Raw genomic sequence first — 16193 nt, forward strand, 5'->3', positions numbered from 1 at the left:
AGCGACACGCCGACACGAAAGGACACGCGATGAGCACCCCGTACAACCCTGGACAAAACCCCGAAAACAACCCCGACGAATCGAGGGGCAATAGCTCCTTCGGCCAGAACCCCAGGGGTGAGAACCCGTACGGCACCAACCCGGGGGAGGGCAGCTTGGGGCACCACCCAGAAGGTGCGTCCGAATACGGTGGGTACGCGGGTCAGCAGTGGCAGCAGGCGAACTACGCCCAGGGTGAGGCAGGCAACGCTGGTTACAGCGTATCCGGCGGCAACTACGGCACCACGCCGATTTCTTCCGGTTACGAGCCCGAGCCTGGGCGCCAGCAGACCAACGGTGTTGCGCTCGCCGCCATGATTCTCGGCATATTGGCGTTGCTTGGCCTAGTCTTCATCCTCCCTGGATTCATTCTTGGATTGATCGCTCTCATCCTGGGCATCATGGGCGTGCGGAGGGCCAACGCCATCGCCGGCCCCGGGGCTCGGAAGGGGATGGCGATCACCGGGATTGTCACGGGCGCCATCTCGTTGATCCTGTCGGCGCTGATGCTGATCTTCGGCTTCTCTGTAGCAAAGCAGCTGGTGGACGACGGCGTATTTGAGGCGTGTGAACAGTACCAGGACGATGACGAACAACTGCAGGCATGCTTCGAGGATGAGGTGGAGAGAAGCCTCAACAACTAGGCCTCGGCGTCCTGACACAACTAAAGCCCTGACCGTTTCGGTCAGGGCTTTAGTTGTGGTGCCAAGGCGGCGGTTTAATCCAGGTAATCTCGCAGCACCTGCGAACGCGACGGGTGGCGGAGCTTGGACATGGTCTTGGACTCGATTTGCCGGATGCGCTCCCGAGTGACGCCGTACACCTGTCCGATTTCGTCAAGCGTGCGGGGCATACCGTCCGTCAGGCCGAACCGCAGACGGACCACGCCAGCCTCGCGCTCCGAAAGCGTGTGCAGGACATCTTGCAGCTGATCCTGCAGGAGCGTGAACGAGACCGCGTCCACCGCCACGACGGCTTCCGAGTCCTCGATGAAATCGCCCAGCTGGCTGTCGCCCTCGTCGCCGATGGTCTGATCGAGCGAGATCGGCTCCCGCGCGTACTGCTGGATCTCGAGGACTTTCTCCTCGGTGATGTCCATTTCCTTCGCCAGCTCAAGCGGCGTGGGCTCGCGGCCAAGATCTTGCAGCAGCTCCCGCTGGATGCGCCCAAGCTTGTTGATGACCTCGACCATGTGCACCGGAATACGAATGGTGCGGGCCTGATCAGCCATTGCGCGGGTGATGGCCTGGCGGATCCACCATGTGGCGTACGTGGAGAACTTGTAGCCCTTGGAATAATCGAACTTCTCCACAGCGCGAATCAGGCCCAAGTTGCCCTCTTGGATGAGGTCCAAGAAAGCCATGCCGCGGCCGGTGTAGCGCTTTGCCAGCGAAACCACCAGACGAAGGTTTGCCTCCAGCAGGTGGTTCTTCGCCTTGCGACCGTCGCGGGCGACCGCCCGAAGATCACGCTTGACAGCGGGCGTGAGCTTCGCGTCTTTGTCGCCCTCGGCGGCGGCGCGCGCCATTTCGTCCAATCGGTACTGGGCGTACAGTCCCGCTTCGATGCGTTTTGCCAGGGAGACCTCCTGCTCGGCGTCGAGGAGGGCGACCTTGCCAATCTGCTTGAGGTATGCACGTACCGAATCCGCCGAGGCAGTCAGTTGGGCATCTTTGCGGGCCTGACGCAACGCCGCGGATTCCTCGATGTCCCAGACGGAGGCGCCTTCGTCTTCTTCTTCCTCGTCGTCATCAGACTCGTCTTCGGCACCGAGCTCGTCCTCGTCGTCATCCGAGACGTCGTCGCCAAGGGCGTCGTCGATATCTTCGTCGAAGGCGTCGTCCTTGTCGCCGATCTCCGGATCGTAGTCCGGATCTTCGCGGTCTGCGTCGCGCTCGGTCAGCTCGTCGCCCGCGCCCAGCAGCCCGGTTTCCAGCTCGCCAGCATCAGGAGTGGCCGGACTTGCTGCCTTCGTGGCCTTCTTTGCAGTGGTCTTTCGGGCGGACTTCTTGGCCGTTTTCTTTGCGGTCTTCTTCGCCGTCTTTTTGACCGTCTTCTTGGCGGTCTTTTTCGCGGTTTTCTTTACGGCCTTTTTGGCCGTCTTTTTCGCGCCGGCTTTGGCAACGCTGCCTGCGCCACCGTCAGGAGTAACCTCAGTTACGCTGTCGGTGTTATTGCTTGAAGCTTCGCTGGCTACCACGTACGCCCTTTCGAATCATTGGACCTTACCACTGGCAACCCAGGGTACGTCTGCGTCCGAGAATTTTCAGAACGCCAATACTAACAGTCAGCCGCAGGCAATATTCCTTCTCCTCGCGCGCCGGCTGTCCAACGGCAGCTACCGTACCGCAACGCCGGTAGAGGTTTACGGAGCGACATGGCCGTGCGCAGCCATGGCGGCGCCCACAATTCCTGCGTTGTTGCGCAACGCGGCCGGCACGACAGGGACGTCGACGGTGAGCAGCGGTACCCACTGCTCGGCTACACCGGAAATGCCCCCGCCGACGACGAACGCGGACGGGTTCACCAAGCGGGCGTACTCGTGCAAGATTGTGTCCACGCGAGTAGCCCATTCCGCGAAACTCAGCTTCTCGCGGTCGCGCGCTGCGGAGGACGCGAAGTGCTCCGCCTCCGCGCCGTCGATATGCATGTGCCCGAGCTCGGTATTGGGAAAGAGCGTGCCGTCGCTAAAGAACGCGGAACCGATCCCGGTGCCGAAGGTAAGGAAGATAACTGCCCCGTTCCGGGCAGCCTCATCGCCGAATGCCACCTCTGCGATACCTGCAGCGTCCGCGTCGTTGAGCACTGATACCGGCGCGCCGCCAAGGGCCTGGGTAAATAGCTCATGGACGTCGAGACCCACCCAGGAATCGTCGATATTCGCAGCGGTGCGCGCAATCTGGCCTGTGATCACGGATGGCAGCGCGATCCCGACGGGACCAGCCCATGCGCACGTTGCGACGATCTGTGCCACGGCGTGGGCAATTGCGGCCGGTGTCGCGGGCTGCGGCGTGGCAACCGTAGCGCGCTCGCCGACGAGCTGGCCTGTTGCCATGTCGACAACAGCGCCCTTGATGCCAGACCCGCCAATATCGATGCCGAATCCAAGAGCCGTTTCAGTCATGGCAGGAAGTGTACAAACGGCGCCGACACCTCGCGCCCGAAGCATTCTTTTCAGTGCCTGAGCTGGGAAGGTGACAGGGCTATATGTATCCCCTAGTATTCCGCTCAACTGACGACTTTCAGGCCCTTTCTGGGGCAATCACCCTGAGCTGGAGGACACACCACCATGGCCACCGATTACGATGCGCCGCGCCGCCGGATGGACGACGAGATTGAGACCGATTCACTGGAAGGTCTCAAGGCCGCTGAGGTAGCTGGCAGCAGCATGGATGACGACGGTGAGATCGTCGAGCCAGTCGAGCCGCCGACCCAGGACCTTTCCGGCGAGGAGCTCAATGTGGAGGTCAAGCCGCGCCAGGACGACGAGTTCACCTGCGCGTCGTGCTTCCTGGTGCAGAAGAACAACCGCCTCGCATACACCGAGGACGACGGATCCAAGATCTGCCTCGACTGCGAGTAAGCAAGACGCCTATCGACGACCAAAGGGCGGCCCACCTGCAACGGTGGTGCCGCCCTTTAGTCGTAACAGAGCCGCAGCGTTACGCTGCTTCACTACCGGGCGCAAACGCGGCGAGTACGTCTTCCGGGTGTTTCGCGGAGATGAGCCAGTAGGGGGTGGGGTCATCGGGGTCGTCCAGCACGATGAGAACGTGCTCGCTGACCCAAGGGCGAGACACCAGGAACGCCGCTGGATCCAGCTGACGTCCAAGCGCGTTTTGCCGGGCTGAGCCCGGGACCACCATCGAACGCGCGACGACCGTGTCGGGGAGGTTGGCGTCGTCGACGCTCAACCACCGGGTGCCGTCCGGATCTCGCTCAACCGTCAGCGTGGTGCGCGAGAGCCACAGGAGGAACCAGGAAAAGAGTGCCCCAAACAGTACGAGCGGGCCGATGAACCACCAGATGTTGCGGTTCAGGGCGAACTGGCCCGCGAGCAGCAGCGTGAGCCCAGCAAGAGCTACCCACCAGTACCAGGGCACCCACTGGCGCTCCGTGTACAGCACTTCAGCCGCCGCATTTGAGTTCGCTGCCTCCGCAGCGCCGGGGTTTGCAGGGGTCGACGCGGTTTCACTCACGACCCCTACAATAGGCGGGAGCGTCCCGCAGACATATTTGCGCGGGAATCGCGGCCGAGGCTGTGTCTAAGCGGTCACGTAGGGTGGACCGGGTGGAACAGCACAGTACTGATCATGAAATGTCAGAGTGGGCCACGATCCCGCCGATTCAGGTGAAACGGCTTGACCCGGAACTACCGTTGCCGAAGCGGGCCCATCCCGAGGACGCGGGCGCGGACCTGTACTCCGCGCAGGATCTCATTCTCCAACCCGGGGAGCGGGCACTGGTGCGCACAGGGGTGGCCATCGCGCTTCCGATCGGCACCGTGGGCCTTATCCACCCCCGTTCTGGAATGGCCGCGAAACATGGTCTGAGCATCGTGAACACGCCGGGCACCATCGATGCAGGTTACCGGGGCGAGCTGATGGTGTGCCTGCTCAACACCGACCGCACTGAGGCGATCGAAATCGCCCGTGGCATGCGCATCGCTCAGCTTGTTATCCAGCGCGTGGAGCTTGCGCAGTTCGAAGAGGTCGATCAATTGGACGAAACAGAACGGGGATCCGGCGGGTACGGCTCCACTGGAACCCACTAGCGCGGGCTACAGTGTGTAACCGCAAACGCACGAATGACACGCAACTGCGACCACCAGTAAGGAAGTGATGCTCATGGCGTTCTGGCCGTTCGGAAAGAAGAAGCAGCAAGATGAAGCTGCCGCAGAATCCACACCGCTTGCCCCCGCGACGGAGGGGCTGGCGGCGGAACCCGCTGGTGGCCCAGAAACGGGCGGGGAGGTCGAAAGCGGGGCCGGCGCGGAGCTCGTCGAGAAGCAGGAGACTGCCTCGCTTCCGCTCGCCCCCGGCGTCGAGGTGCTGAACACTTACGACCCAGTGAATGGCTCGACCGGCCCGTTCGACGGCGACAACGTTGAGATCGAGGACTTTGACTTTTCCGATTTCTCCGACGTCACGCTCAATCTCGGCTCCGTCCGTGTTCCGCTGCCGAAGGAATCCCAGGTGCAGGTGGAGATGGGAGAGCAGGGGCCCAAAATGGTGCATGTAGTCACGCGCCACGGTCGCATCACGCCGGTCGCTTTCGCGGCCCCGCGGACCGGGGGGTTGTGGGAACAGTCCGCAGAGGAAATCATTCAGGGGATGCGCTCCGAGGGCATGCCGGTTGAGGTGCAGCAAGGCCCGTGGGGCAAGGAGATTGTCGGCACTGGTTCCAACGGGGTGATTCGCATCATCGGCGTGGAGGGGCCGCGCTGGCTGTACCGCGTGACGTTGGCGGCGCCGGCAGGTTCTGAACAGGCCCTCGCGGAAACCGGACGTGAAACAATCGCGCGCTCGTTTGTCTACCGTGGCGAGGATCCGGTCCTGGCTGGCAACTCGCTGCAGGTGGTGCTCCCGGCCCAGTTGGCCCAGCAGGTGCAGGCAGCGGCTGAAGCGAGGGCCCGTCAGGCACAAGAGGCGGCGCAGGCTCCCGCGAACGGCAACCCCAATGCGCTCAGCGACGCGTTAAAGCAGATCATCGCCCAGAATGCGGACAACCAGCAGCAGCTGCAGCAGCTACGCGAAGAGCGCGCCAACGGCGCGAACACGGACGAGGGCGGCGCGTCTGCGTCGACAGCCAAATAAATGGGGCAGCTGTCTGAGGGAGCAGCCTCCGCGCCTCTCGAAGCAGGCCAATCCGTGCGTTTGCGGGTCCGGGCCATGGCGCACGGGGGAGAGGGTATCGCTGACGCCCCCGACGGCCGCGTGGTGTTTGTCCGAGGCGGTGTGCCCGGTGATCTTGTGGACGCGACGCTCGCCAAGGTGAAGAAGCGGTGGGCCAGGGCGGATGCCGTCGAGGTGAGAGAGCCATCCCCGGACAGGGTGGAGCCGACGTGTCCGGCTGCCGCCGCCGGTGCGGGCTGCTGCGATTACTCCCACATCCGCCCGGATGCACAGGTGGGCTTCAAACGCGACATCCTGCTCGGCCAACTCGGGGCGCTCTCGGCACATTCGGGCGTTCTCGCCGGTTTCGATTTCGATCACCTGGAAGTGGCGCAACTTGACCCTCCCACAGGGTGGCGCACACGGGTTCGTCTCGGCATCGACAGCCGGGGCAGGGCGGGGATGCGCCGCGCTCGCTCTGCTGACGTGGTGGCAAGCTCCGTGTGTACCCAGCCGGTCCCGGGACTTCTCGACGGCATAGTCGGAGAGGACGCGCGCGCGTTTGCGCCAGGCGCAGAGCTCGTCGTCGCGCGAGACGCGAACGGGCAGCGCCACGTCGTTCAGACTCATGCGGCGCAGCGCGGGCGCCGGGTTGAGGCGGTGCAGCGGGTGCTTGAAGGAGACGGCAAAGTGGTCGAGCGGGTGCGCGGCTTCGACTTCGTGTTCCCGCCCACGGCGTTTTGGCAGGCGCACGTGCGAGCACCCGAGGCGTACTCCGACACCATTGCTGACTGGGGCAGGGGAGAATACGCAACACCTGTTGGGTGGGACCTCTACGGCGGCGTCGGTGCGTTCGTCCCGGCCATCAGCGACGCGCTCGGCGGCGGCGCCGTTGAGTCGGTGGACTACTCAGATGCAGCCGCGGCGCGGGAACAGCAGGTGACAGACGCTTTCAACGTTCGCATGCACCACGGCGACGTTGCATCCACGGTGAGCCAGCTGCCGAAGCCGGGTCTTGTGGTGCTGGACCCTCCCCGTGCAGGCGCATGTCAAGATGTCGTGGACGCGATTGCAGACGCCGCGCCGCAACGCGTAATCCACGTCGGTTGCGACCCGGCAACGTTCGCGCGGGATCTCGCTGGCTTTGGCAATCGCGGTTATGCAGTAACGCGGCTCAAGCTTATCGACGCGTTCCCGAATACCCACCATTTCGAAGTCATTGCCGCGCTAGAACGCGCGTGACGTGCCGGATCGGGGCGCGGTGCCCGGCGTGTAGACTACTGAGAACGTTACGCCCGGGTGGCCTGTGCTACGCAGGCCCATTATTGCGAAGGAGTACGACAGGACCGTGGCACTGCTCGAGCACATCGCAACGCCGTCCGATGTCCGCAAGCTCTCTCCCGCGCAACTCGATGACCTGGCGGTTGAGATCCGCGAGCTGCTGATCCAAAAGGTTTCAGCAACCGGCGGTCATATTGGGCCGAATTTGGGCGTGGTTGAGCTGACCATCGCGTTGCACTACATCTTCAACTCGCCACACGACCCGATTATCTTCGACACCTCACACCAGTCGTACGTGCACAAGATCCTCACGGGCAGGGCTGGACAGTTCGACACCCTGCGAAAAAAAGACGGCCTGTCCGGTTACACCGCGCGCAGCGAGTCCGAGCACGACTGGACTGAGTCCTCCCATGCGAGCGCGTCTTTGTCGTACGCGGACGGTTTGGCGAAGGCGAAGGCGCTGACCGGCCGCGGTGAGGACAACGTGGTAGCGGTCGTCGGCGACGGCGCACTCACTGGCGGGATGTGCTGGGAGGCCCTGAACAACATCGCCACAGCGAACCGCAATGTCGTCATCGTGGTCAACGATAACGGGCGGTCGTACTCGCCGACGATCGGAGGCTTCGCCGACAACCTAACCAAGCTGCGCGATCAGCTTGCGGCCATCCGGATGCAGCCGGCGTACGACGAAGTCATGGAATCGGGCAAGAAAACCCTGAAATCCATGGGGTGGGTCGGAGAGCGCACATTTGACGCGCTGCACGCTCTGAAAGAAGGCGTGAAATATCAAGTGGTGCCCACCGAAATGTTTCCGGAGCTAGGCATGAAGTACGTGGGCCCGGTCGAGGGCCACGACATCAAGAGCCTGCTCAACGCGTTCAAGTACGCGAAGCGTCACGACGGCCCGATCATCGTCCACGTAGTCACCGAGAAGGGCCATGGCTTCGCGCCCGCGGTTAACAACCTCGCCGACCAAATGCATTCCACTGGGGCAATCGATCCGGTGACGGGCAAGGCGCTGGCGAAGTCCGAACCGGGGTGGACTGCAGTGTTTACCGAGGAGCTGCTGCGGGCGGGGCATCAACGCAGCGACATCGTGGCCATCACTGCCGCGATGGCGGGCCCGACCGGTTTGCAGCCGTTTGCAGAGCAGTTTCCGGACCGATTTTTCGATGTCGGTATAGCGGAGCAGCACGCGGTGGCCTCCGCCTCCGGTATGGCACTGGGGGGGTTGCACCCCGTGGTGGCCCTCTACTCTACGTTCCTCAACCGCGCCTTCGACCAGCTGCTCATGGATGTCGGCCTTATCGGGCAGCCAGTCACCCTCGTCCTTGACCGAGCCGGAGTCACTGGCTCCGACGGCGCCAGCCATAACGGCGTGTGGGACATGGCTATCGCGTCGATAGTGCCTGGGATTCGCATTGCCGCGCCCCGCGATACCGCACGGCTGCGCGAGGAATTCGCAGAAGCGATCACGGTTGACGACGGACCTACGGTCGTGCGCTTCCCCAAGGGCGCAGCCGGCCCAGACATCGACGCCGTGGAGCGGTTGGAAGGCGGCGTGGATGTCCTCGCTCGCCCCGGAGAGGAAGAGTCCGACGACTTCAACGTGCTCATCGTCGCTGTCGGCGCTTTCTCGCAGTACGCGTTGGATGTCGCCGCGGCGGTGCGGGCGGATGGTATCCGCGCAACCGTGGTGGACCCCAGGTGGGTCATTCCAGTGTCGCCCAGCGTGATCGACGAGGCCGCGCAGGCCGACTTGGTAGTTGTCTACGAAGACGGCGTAGTGCGAGGGGGCGTCGGCTCCGCGGTCGCCGAGGCCGTCGCCGCAGCGGAACTGGACGTGCCAGTGCGGCACCTCGCGTTCCCCGACGTCTTCCCGCTGCACGCGTCACGCACCGAAATTTTGGAACAGTACGGGCTGGATCCTGTCTCTGCCGCCGCGCAAGTGCGCGAGTGGGCGCGCAGTTTGGAGGACTAGTCCGCCGCGACCCTCTCGGCATGGGCGTCGGCCAGAATCGGCGCGGTGATGTCGACCTGCCACGGGCGCGCACCCGTGGTCCGTAGCGCACCGGCCGCTTGGTGCGTGTCCCACGCCGGGCCGTGCTCGGGTGAATGCCACACCGCCTCGCGCAGGTGCGCCGGGCCGAGCAGGATGTCGGGCTGGATGTCCAGCGCTTCAGCGGTGGCCGCTATCTCCTGCCGGCACGTCTGCAACATGTGCCACGAGTCCGGGTAGTGCCGTTCCCAGCCCGACTTTGACGGAACTGCATCGGTTCGCTGCGCGTGTCGCTGCGGCCACGTGGCGGGGTCGGAGGCAAGTGCCTCGTCCACGACGCTTAGCCAGCGTCGCGAGTCCCGGGGTGAGAACGTAACCCGTCCGGCGGCTTTGGAAAGCTCGTGGGGCGTAGCGGGTCGCGTGCGCGCGATGTCAAGGAGCGCCCGGTTGGACAACAGACGCCCGGGCGACACGTCGCGCGTTTTCCCTAGCTCCTCGCGCGCCTGCCATAGTTTCCGCGCCACCTGCAGGCTGGATTGCTCGCGCAGCGCGGACAGCCCCTTGAGGTCGCGCCACGTTTTCTCCGGCCGGGGCGTCAGCGAGTGGGTTTCAATGAGATGCCCGAATTCTTGATGGGCCCAGCCCAGTTTGCCTTCAGTGTCGAGAAGCTCGGTGAGCGCCTCGGCTAACTCGTGGAGGTACTCAACATCCAGCGCCGCGTATTCCCGCCAGGGCTCGGGCAGAGGCGTGCGCGACCAATCTTCGTGGCCATGGCCCTTTTCCAGCTCAACGCCCACAAAGCGCTCCACCATGGCGGCGAGGTTTGGCCGGCTGTAGCCTGCGAGGCGGGAGGCGAGCTCCGTGTCGAACAGCACGCCGGGGTGCAAGCCCAACAGGGCGAGACTGCGCAGGTCCTCACCCGCAGCGTGGATGATCCACTCAGCGTCGTTGAGCACGGGCGCGAATGTTGCCCGCGCAGCCTCGCGGTGTCCCTCGGGGGCGATGAGAAATGTCCCCGCCCCGCGGCGGCGCACCTGCACTAGAAAGGCGCGTTCGCCGTAGCGGAAGGAAGAGGCTCGTTCGGTATCCACCGCGAACGGGCCGCGGCCGCGCTCCAGAGCCTCCGCCGCGTGAACAAACGTGTCGGGGGTGTCTACAAGGCGATAGTCAATGCGGCCGCTCATACCCAGAAAATTTAGCGCGAGCCGAGCTGCGTCACACCTTCCGGTGGCAGGCCGGCAACGTGGGCGAGTACTTTCGAAAACGCTTCCACGTGGTGCTGCAAATTCGTGCCCTCAGCAGTCCACGACGCGCGCATCTCCAACTGGTACGCGCGGGGAGGCCCGCCAATCTCGCCGAAACGCACAGACGCAGTGGATGTCACCGTGCCGCCGAGGTTGGTGTGGCTCGCTCCGGTCTCTACTAGGGATTCGTTGAGCCACTGCCACGCCACGTCCGGAAGCAACGGGTCGGAGGCTACGGCGTCGTCCATGTCGGCCTGAATGTAGGCCACCAAACGCATTGAGCCTTCCCACGCCTCTTCGGCGGCGGGGGAGTGCAGGAGAATGAGGCGACCGAAGGCGTCACCCTCCGAATCCACAGGCACATCGTTTTCGTTAGCGTGTGCCACCTCGAGCCCCACGGCGTGGCTAAACGGTGCGGGGCGCTGGGGCGGGCGGATCGTGCCCAGCGTGATCTCGGGCCGGAGGCGCGCCGCGTGCATGGATTCAACGGCGGCACTGAATTCGGCCGGCCAAGAATCGTCGCGGGCGTGGTCGTCCCTGTTCTCGCCCGCCCCGTCGGCAGACAATGTGGAGGTGGAGTCCGAGTTCATCACAGGCTCAAACGTATCCAGCAAGCGGCCACGTTGGGGGAGGCGCGCCGTGGGGGGCGGCCGCCGACGGCGTAGAGTGGAGTACGTCTTTCGTTTGATCTGCCGCATGGCAGGAAAGGGGTATTCACCATGGCCAAGCTCGATTTTGACAAGCTCAACGCCACGCAGCGCTACCTGCAGTTCGCGGTGTTTCGCGCGGTACCCGGCGCACTCGGCACCGAGCGCGGGCAGCTTATCGACGAAGCTCGCGCCTTCTTCGCCGAGTTGGAACGGGAGGGCGTTGTGGCTATCCGCGGCATCTACGACAACACCGGTATCCGTGCAGACGCCGACTTCATGATTTGGTGGCACGCTGAGGAGTTTGAACACCTGCAGAAGGCGCTGGCAGACTTCCGCCGCGAGACCGCGCTCGGCCAAAAAGTGGAGCTGAGCTGGATTGGAAACGGTCTGCACCGCCCGGCGGAGTTCAATAAATCCCACCTGCCCAGCTTCATCATGGGCGAGGAACCGGGCGACTGGATTACCGTGTACCCCTTCGTTCGTTCCTATGACTGGTACGTCATGGACCCGCAGGAGCGTCGCCGCATTCTCGCGGAGCACGGCATGGCCGCGCGCGATTTCGCCGACGTCCGTGCGAACACCGTCGAAGCGTTCACCCTGGGCGACTACGAGTGGATGCTGGCGTTCGAGGCTCCGACGCTGGAGCGGATTGAATCGCTGATGAAGACGATGCGCTACACCGAGGCCCGTCTCCACGTTCGGGAAGAGATCCCGTTCCAGACTGGGCGCCGAGTCAGCGACATCGCGGAGATCATCGAGGTCCTGCCGTAGGTAACGTCGTCAAGGGGCTGCTTACGCCTCGTCGAGGGTGAGCGAGATGGAGTTAATGCAGTACCGCAGGTCGGTGGGGGTGTCGAAGCCCTCGCCGGCGAAGACGTGACCGAGGTGGGAACCGCAGTTGGCACAGAGCACCTCGGTGCGGATCATGCCCAGTGAGGTGTCCTCGCGCTCTATGATCGCGTCACCTGCGAGCGGCGAGAAGAAGGAGGGCCAGCCGCAGTGCGCGTCGAACTTTTCCGTGGAGCGGAACAGCTCGGCTCCGCAGGCGCGGCAGCGGTAGACACCCTCGGTTGTGGTGTCGGTGTATTCGCCGATTCCGGGAGCCTCAGTGCCTGCTTCGCGCAGCACGCGGAACTCCTCCGGCGAGAGCTTTTCGCGCCACTGTGCCTCGGTGAAATCCTTGTAGTTCGGGGTCTGCTCGGTCATCGCACAGTCCTTTCCGTCCTGGTCGTTGAGGTATCACTCTTGTGTGTTCTCGACAATACCCACGCCGCGCAGGAAACGATGAAAACGGCCCATCCGAGGGTAGGCAGAAACGTGTTGAGCCAGCCTCCGAAGAGCGGGTGTTCGTCGCTGACCCAATCCAGCGGGGACAAGCACAGTGTGGCTCCAAGCCACGCAATCCACGACCGCATCGGACTGTCTTGGCGGAAGCCGGTAAATAACGCCGGAAATAGCATCATCGAGTAGTACGCCTGTCCGAGCGATGACAGGAGGCACACGCCGGCGAGCAGCACACCCGAACCGGCCGCTAAGTAGAGCAGCTCGTCCGTTTGGCGCCAGCGGGCGAGACCGAGAACCGCCCCGGCGACGGCAGCAGCCAGAAGCGACCACAAGACGGCCTGCGACCACGGTGGCATGCCGAAGTAGACGGCGAAGCCCGGCAGGGACGAATTGGCGTAGTCGCGCGTGATGCGGAGATACGGCACGACGACGTCGAGGTAATCGCGGGCGCCGGGAGTCAGCGGCCACGCAACAAGGTTCATCGCTACCGGGACACCGAGAGCACCGAGCGCGGGGCGCCAGCGCAGCTGTAGGAGCGGCAACACCAGCAGCGGCGCGAACATCGGCTTGACCAAGATGGCCAAACCCAGCACCACACCCGCGGCTATGTCGCGGCGGGCAAGTAGTAAGGCGATGAACGCTACCAGCGCAAGCAGGAGGACGCCGTTGATGTTGGAAAACACCAGTGTGTTTGTCACGGCTTCTGTGCAAAACGCCAGCGCGATAGCGACGGGAAATATAGGGCCGGACAGCGGGCGGCCTGTGATTTTGGTCAGCCAGGCCAGAGCGGCGATGATGCACGCCGCGTTCACCGCGATGAACAGCGGGCGCGCCAGGTTGATGTCCGAGATTAACCCCAAAGGCGACAGCAGCAGTGTCGCACCCGGGTTATACAAGTAGTGCGGATTGACGTGGCTGTAGACCTCGTCGTACACCGGCACCCGGTCGATGAAGCGGCGGGTGGCGGACCACACCGTGGTGAAATCGTCCGTCACCGATCCCGCGCGCGCGAGAATGAATAGCCGGTGTAGGACCAGAAGCACCGCGACAGGCCATGCGGCAGCCGCAATCGCCGGTGCGAGGCGTGTGCGCTCATCGGCCGACTGGGCCTGCTCAGCGGTTGACTCGGTCTCGGGTACTTCACGGACACTTCGTGGCGGCGGGGTAGCAATCACGCGCCTAACCGTACCGCCCACGATGTCGTTAGCTTTCTCGCACGCTCCGGTAGCGGAGGAAGAGCATCGAGTCGTTGTCGTCCTCAGTTGAGAGCGCAGCCTCCAGAAAGTAGCGCTGGTAGAAGGAGGGCTGACGATCGACCTGCGCGAGACCCCAAGGGCCGTCGTCGGCGCTTACGGACGGATCAAGAGTGACATGGCAAACGTCGAGTAGATCGTGACTGATGAGATCCGCGTACACACTCGGCCCGCCCTCGCAAGCTATACGGTGAAAACCCTCCCGGTGAAGAGCTTCAATTACTTCTGGGGCGGAGCCGGCCCCAGTGGAAACAAATTTTGCACCGGCGGCTTGGAGGGTAGCGCGCTTGGGCGCGAGATCGACGTCGTCAAGCGACTGCTGTGGGCAGGCGATGATCGCGTCGCGGCCTGAGAACACTCCGAGTGAAGGGTCGATGTTGAGTGAGCGGGTGAGCAAAGCGATGGGCGTCTCGGCGGGGCCGTAACCTTCGGCGGCGGCGGTAGAAGCGGAGACCAGTACGACGTCCGCCCAAGCTCGCAGCTTTTGAAGAAACGAGGAATCAAGGTCGTTGCCGAGGGCACTGGAGGTGCCGTGCCGGCCGAATGCGCCGAATAGCGTCATTACCATTGCCGCGCGGGTTTCTTGCTGATCGGGCGCCCGCACGGGGCCGAGAATGTCCTTTGCGTTTATCATGTGCAAAAGGTTAACCCCGCACTGGCCGGGGTTTTAATGGAGCGGATGACGAGACTCGAACTCGCGACCCTCACCTTGGCAAGGTGATGCGCTACCAACTGCGCTACATCCGCAGTGCAAACGTTCGTTTGCATAGGAATCCAGCAAGGATTCCGGTGCGCGATACTGGGATCGAACCAGTGACCCCTACCGTGTCGAGGTAGTGCTCTACCGCTGAGCTAATCGCGCAAGGCTAGTGACAGCTTGGAGGTGGATACGGGAATCGAACCCGTGTACACGGTTTTGCAGACCGTTGCCTAACCACTCGACCAATCCACCGTGGAGTTACCTCCTAAGTATCCGGTGTGCCCCGAAGTACTTGGAGCGGATGACGAGACTCGAACTCGCGACCCTCACCTTGGCAAGGTGATGCGCTACCAACTGCGCTACATCCGCATTGCTATTCAGTTTGCGAGGGGCATACCCTCTGTGCGCGATACTGGGATTGAACCAGTGACCTCTTCCGTGTCAGGGAAGCGCTCTCCCGCTGAGCTAAACGCGCCCACGTTCCTGGATGGAACTGGAGCGGATGACGAGACTCGAACTCGCGACCCTCACCTTGGCAAGGTGATGCGCTACCAACTGCGCTACATCCGCAAGCTTTCCACGCTGTCCGCGTTGAATGCGAGAACAAACTTTATCCGCACCACGCCCTCCTTACAAATCGCCACGTCACCACCACTTTCCTCCTACTATTTAAGAATTGCATCCTTGTGATTCCCGGGGAGGGTGGGGGGCTCTTGTCATGCGGTTGCCGCGGCTTACTTATCGCGGCTCAATTGGTGTAATGGCCAGCGGATTCGGTTCTTTCGGGTGCGGCGTGTAGTGTTTCACCTCGTTCGGTCCTATGGCTCAGTGGAAGAGCGTTCCGTTCACACCGGAAAGGTCGCTGGTTCGATCCCAGCTAGGACCACAAGATCGAGGAAACCCCAGGCTGCACTTGAACTGGGGTTTCTTCTTGTTTCCATCGGTCGTGATCAATGCGGCGAGAGCCGGCCAGTCAAGGCCGACGTAGCTCGCCGGCGTCAGGGAATGGTCAAGTGGCAGCCGCTGGCCAAACTGCCGGGTTTGACCGATCAAAAGTGGGTTTTCCCTGCGTGTGGCCGCATTGCCATGTTTAGCGGGGTGTCAGTACGTGTCCAATCAAAACGGGAGTGCGCGCTTCCACGCCGGTTCTGGGCGTGGATAAACGTGGCCCTGATAACAATGTTGGGGCGGGCCCGGTGGGAACTAGCGTGGCTGGAGAAACGACTACTGCATCTAGCGCCAGCCGGCGTGGATGTTTTACCTAAGGAGGCTTCATGCTCATTCCGACAGCAATGCGACGGGGGGCGGTAGTAGCAGCGGCTGCAGCAGGCTCGCTCGTGGCAGCAGCTCCAGCTCTTGCACATGACTCGGTCGTCGGTGCGGTTCCCGAAGACAGCAGTGTTGTGCACGAGTTCCCGGACGAGGTCACCCTGGAATTCTCCGGGGAGGTGCAGGAGGGCTTCAACACCGTGGCAATCTCACGCGAGGTCGATGGCCAGTCCGAGGTGGTTTATACGGGTGAGCCGGCAGTGGAGGGGCGCTTGGTCACACTGGACGTGCCTAACGATGTGGACGCTCAGCCGGGTGAGTACACGGTCGGCTACCAGATCGTGTCGTCGGATGGTCACGCGACGAAAGGCGTAACTTCTTTCACGTTCGCACCGGATGAAGCGCCAGCCGAAGAGAACCAGGCTGCTGCGGACACCACCGACGAGCCGGCATCCGACGACGCCGAGGGGATGGGGACGCCTGCGAAAGTCCTACTGGCATTGCTGGGTGTCCTGGTTATTGGGGGTGCGGCAGCGGCTGCGTTGGCTAGGGGCCGCCGGAACCCGGCCACTGCTCAGGACGAGGCCGAGTAGGAAGACAAGCATAGTCGCAGCCCCTTTGCGCCTAGATGCCGGGTAGC

16 protein-coding genes and 7 tRNA genes are annotated in these 16193 nt (G+C 63.2%); 9 read left to right on the plus strand and 14 right to left on the minus strand.

The genetic code is table 11. From position 1 onward, the window contains the following. The first annotated feature begins 29 nt into the window (after window positions 1–29). Window positions 30–683: a DUF4190 domain-containing protein gene (locus HF989_RS02220; protein WP_168683737.1), complete on the plus strand. Its 654-nt coding sequence runs from the start codon at window positions 30–32 to the stop codon at window positions 681–683. Window positions 684–757: 74 nt separating this feature from the next. Here the strand turns inward: HF989_RS02220 and HF989_RS10685 are convergent, their stop codons facing one another. After that, on the minus strand, window positions 758–2239 hold the full coding sequence (locus tag HF989_RS10685) for an RNA polymerase sigma factor (protein ID WP_168683738.1): 1482 nt from the start codon (window positions 2237–2239) through the stop codon (window positions 758–760). Window positions 2240–2404: 165 nt separating this feature from the next. After that, complete coding sequence (ppgK, locus tag HF989_RS02230; RefSeq protein WP_168683739.1) at window positions 2405–3163, minus strand: polyphosphate--glucose phosphotransferase; 759 nt, start codon at window positions 3161–3163, stop codon at window positions 2405–2407. A 165-nt stretch (window positions 3164–3328) separates the two neighbouring features. Here ppgK and HF989_RS02235 point away from each other — a divergent pair, with 165 nt between their 5' ends. Then, the gene (locus tag HF989_RS02235; RefSeq protein ID WP_168683740.1) at window positions 3329–3622 is read left to right on the plus strand and encodes a DUF4193 domain-containing protein; all 294 of its coding nucleotides are present in this window, start codon (window positions 3329–3331) and stop codon (window positions 3620–3622) included. A gap of 79 nt (window positions 3623–3701) precedes the next feature. Here the strand turns inward: HF989_RS02235 and HF989_RS02240 are convergent, their stop codons facing one another. Next, the gene (locus HF989_RS02240; protein ID WP_168683741.1) at window positions 3702–4238 is read right to left on the minus strand and encodes a DUF3093 domain-containing protein; all 537 of its coding nucleotides are present in this window, start codon (window positions 4236–4238) and stop codon (window positions 3702–3704) included. A gap of 119 nt (window positions 4239–4357) precedes the next feature. Here HF989_RS02240 and dut point away from each other — a divergent pair, with 119 nt between their 5' ends. The 4 genes from dut (at window position 4358) to dxs (ending at window position 9135) form a co-directional block, all read left to right on the plus strand. Further along, the gene (gene dut / locus HF989_RS02245; protein WP_168683742.1) at window positions 4358–4813 is read left to right on the plus strand and encodes a dUTP diphosphatase; all 456 of its coding nucleotides are present in this window, start codon (window positions 4358–4360) and stop codon (window positions 4811–4813) included. Window positions 4814–4886: 73 nt separating this feature from the next. Continuing rightward, complete coding sequence (locus tag HF989_RS02250; RefSeq protein WP_168683743.1) at window positions 4887–5855, plus strand: DUF3710 domain-containing protein; 969 nt, start codon at window positions 4887–4889, stop codon at window positions 5853–5855. After that, the gene (locus HF989_RS02255) at window positions 5856–7115 is read left to right on the plus strand and encodes a class I SAM-dependent RNA methyltransferase (protein ID WP_168683744.1); all 1260 of its coding nucleotides are present in this window, start codon (window positions 5856–5858) and stop codon (window positions 7113–7115) included. It begins immediately after the preceding gene. A gap of 106 nt (window positions 7116–7221) precedes the next feature. Further along, entirely contained in the window at window positions 7222–9135 is a 1914-nt protein-coding gene (gene dxs, locus HF989_RS02260; RefSeq protein WP_168683745.1) for a 1-deoxy-D-xylulose-5-phosphate synthase, read from the plus strand. Here dxs and HF989_RS02265 read toward each other — a convergent pair. Both HF989_RS02265 and HF989_RS02270 read right to left on the minus strand, forming a co-directional pair. Then, window positions 9132–10337, minus strand: a complete 1206-nt coding sequence (locus HF989_RS02265; protein ID WP_168683746.1) for an HRDC domain-containing protein — start codon at window positions 10335–10337, stop codon at window positions 9132–9134. The genes dxs and HF989_RS02265 overlap by 4 nt on opposite strands. 11 nt (window positions 10338–10348) lie before the next feature. Beyond that, entirely contained in the window at window positions 10349–10987 is a 639-nt protein-coding gene (locus HF989_RS02270) for a DUF3000 domain-containing protein (protein ID WP_168683917.1), read from the minus strand. Window positions 10988–11116: 129 nt separating this feature from the next. Between HF989_RS02270 and hemQ the strand changes: the two genes are divergently transcribed. Further along, on the plus strand, window positions 11117–11818 hold the full coding sequence (hemQ, locus tag HF989_RS02275; RefSeq protein ID WP_168683747.1) for a hydrogen peroxide-dependent heme synthase: 702 nt from the start codon (window positions 11117–11119) through the stop codon (window positions 11816–11818). 21 nt (window positions 11819–11839) lie between these two features. Here the strand turns inward: hemQ and msrB are convergent, their stop codons facing one another. The 9 genes from msrB to HF989_RS02320 form a co-directional block, all read right to left on the minus strand. Then, on the minus strand, window positions 11840–12253 hold the full coding sequence (gene msrB, locus HF989_RS02280) for a peptide-methionine (R)-S-oxide reductase MsrB (protein WP_168683748.1): 414 nt from the start codon (window positions 12251–12253) through the stop codon (window positions 11840–11842). After that, window positions 12250–13506, minus strand: coding sequence for a glycosyltransferase family 87 protein (locus tag HF989_RS02285; protein WP_343033521.1), 1257 nt, complete (start codon window positions 13504–13506; stop codon window positions 12250–12252). The genes msrB and HF989_RS02285 overlap by 4 nt, the downstream gene beginning before the upstream one ends. Before the next feature lie 28 nt (window positions 13507–13534). After that, complete coding sequence (locus tag HF989_RS02290; protein ID WP_168683749.1) at window positions 13535–14218, minus strand: dihydrofolate reductase family protein; 684 nt, start codon at window positions 14216–14218, stop codon at window positions 13535–13537. A 37-nt stretch (window positions 14219–14255) separates the two neighbouring features. Further along, window positions 14256–14331: transfer RNA gene (locus tag HF989_RS02295), tRNA-Gly, on the minus strand. Window positions 14332–14374: 43 nt separating this feature from the next. After that, window positions 14375–14446 (minus strand) — tRNA-Val (locus tag HF989_RS02300). 16 nt (window positions 14447–14462) lie between these two features. After that, a tRNA-Cys gene (locus HF989_RS02305) sits at window positions 14463–14536 on the minus strand. 41 nt (window positions 14537–14577) lie between these two features. Continuing rightward, window positions 14578–14653 (minus strand) — tRNA-Gly (locus tag HF989_RS02310). 34 nt (window positions 14654–14687) lie between these two features. Next, window positions 14688–14759 (minus strand) — tRNA-Val (locus HF989_RS02315). A gap of 19 nt (window positions 14760–14778) precedes the next feature. Continuing rightward, window positions 14779–14854 (minus strand) — tRNA-Gly (locus HF989_RS02320). Window positions 14855–15098: 244 nt separating this feature from the next. On the opposite strand from HF989_RS02320, the gene HF989_RS02325 reads away from it, so the two are divergent. Continuing rightward, window positions 15099–15170, plus strand: a tRNA-Val gene (locus tag HF989_RS02325). Between the two features lie 388 nt (window positions 15171–15558). Next, window positions 15559–16146, plus strand: a complete 588-nt coding sequence (locus HF989_RS02330) for a copper resistance CopC family protein (protein ID WP_168683750.1) — start codon at window positions 15559–15561, stop codon at window positions 16144–16146. The last annotated feature ends 47 nt before the right edge of the window (window positions 16147–16193 follow it).

This window comes from Corynebacterium mucifaciens, assembly GCF_012396315.1.
GTDB lineage: Bacteria > Actinomycetota > Actinomycetes > Mycobacteriales > Mycobacteriaceae > Corynebacterium > Corynebacterium mucifaciens.